Source organism: Enterococcus nangangensis (assembly GCF_005405245.1).
In the GTDB taxonomy this organism is placed as follows: Bacteria; Bacillota; Bacilli; order Lactobacillales; family Enterococcaceae; genus Enterococcus_J; species Enterococcus_J nangangensis.
This window is the reverse complement of the sequence record NZ_BJDR01000045.1, coordinates 1-1,758: the sequence shown is the minus strand read 5'-3', so window position 1 is coordinate 1,758 and position 1,758 is coordinate 1. Positions and strand designations below refer to the sequence as shown.

The 1,758-nt window shown below is 50.3% G+C and carries 1 rRNA gene; it reads right to left on the bottom strand.

From position 1 onward, the window contains the following. Positions 1–60 precede the first annotated feature (60 nt). Positions 61–1,618: ribosomal RNA gene (locus FFM57_RS09695) — 16S ribosomal RNA — on the bottom strand. Between the last annotated feature and the right edge of the window lie 140 nt (positions 1,619–1,758).

Below are 1,758 nucleotides of genomic sequence, written 5' to 3'. Positions count from 1 at the left end.
GTAAACCTCTCAAAACTGAACAAAGTGTTTTCAACCTGTGTATTCCGTAATTTTCCTTAGAAAGGAGGTGATCCAGCCGCACCTTCCGATACGGCTACCTTGTTACGACTTCACCCCAATCATCTATCCCACCTTAGGCGGCTGGCTCCAAAAGGTTACCTCACCGACTTCGGGTGTTACAAACTCTCGTGGTGTGACGGGCGGTGTGTACAAGGCCCGGGAACGTATTCACCGCGGCGTGCTGATCCGCGATTACTAGCGATTCCGGCTTCATGTAGGCGAGTTGCAGCCTACAATCCGAACTGAGAGAAGCTTTAAGAGATTAGCTTAGCCTCGCGACTTTGCGACTCGTTGTACTTCCCATTGTAGCACGTGTGTAGCCCAGGTCATAAGGGGCATGATGATTTGACGTCATCCCCACCTTCCTCCGGTTTGTCACCGGCAGTCTTGCTAGAGTGCCCAACTAAATGATGGCAACTAACAATAAGGGTTGCGCTCGTTGCGGGACTTAACCCAACATCTCACGACACGAGCTGACGACAACCATGCACCACCTGTCATTTTGTCCCCGAAGGGAAAGTTCTATCTCTAGAATGGTCAAAAGATGTCAAGACCTGGTAAGGTTCTTCGCGTTGCGTCGAATTAAACCACATGCTCCACCGCTTGTGCGGGCCCCCGTCAATTCCTTTGAGTTTCAACCTTGCGGTCGTACTCCCCAGGCGGAGTGCTTAATGCGTTAGCTGCAGCACTGAAGGGCGGAAACCCTCCAACACTTAGCACTCATCGTTTACGGCGTGGACTACCAGGGTATCTAATCCTGTTTGCTCCCCACGCTTTCGAGCATCAGCGTCAGTTACAGACCAGAGAGCCGCCTTCGCCACTGGTGTTCCTCCATATATCTACGCATTTCACCGCTACACATGGAATTCCACTCTCCTCTTCTGCACTCAAGTTCCCCAGTTTCCAATGACCCTCCCCGGTTAAGCCGGGGGCTTTCACATCAGACTTAAGAAACCGCCTGCGCTCGCTTTACGCCCAATAAATCCGGACAACGCTTGCCACCTACGTATTACCGCGGCTGCTGGCACGTAGTTAGCCGTGGCTTTCTGGTTAGATACCGTCAAGGGATGAACAGTTACTCTCATCCTTGTTCTTCTCTAACAACAGAGTTTTACGATCCGAAAACCTTCTTCACTCACGCGGCGTTGCTCGGTCAGACTTTCGTCCATTGCCGAAGATTCCCTACTGCTGCCTCCCGTAGGAGTCTGGGCCGTGTCTCAGTCCCAGTGTGGCCGATCACCCTCTCAGGTCGGCTATGCATCATGGCCTTGGTGAGCCGTTACCTCACCAACTAGCTAATGCACCGCGGGTCCATCCTTTAACGACAGCCGAAGCCATCTTTCAAATTTTTAACATGTGTTAAAAATTGTTATGCGGTATTAGCACCTGTTTCCAAGTGTTATCCCCCATTAAAGGGCAGGTTACCCACGTGTTACTCACCCGTCCGCCACTCACAAATCTCGGTGGAGCAAGCTCCGGTGAGATTTGTGCGTTCGACTTGCATGTATTAGGCACGCCGCCAGCGTTCGTCCTGAGCCAGGATCAAACTCTCATTAAAAGTGTTTGAACAGTTTTTACACTGTTAAGCTCATTTTGTTTGCTAGCTAAAATAGCTACATTTGAATTGTGTTTGTTTCGAATATCCGAAACGCCCTACACATTGGTTGTATTCACTTTGTTCAGTTTTCAAAGGTCTAC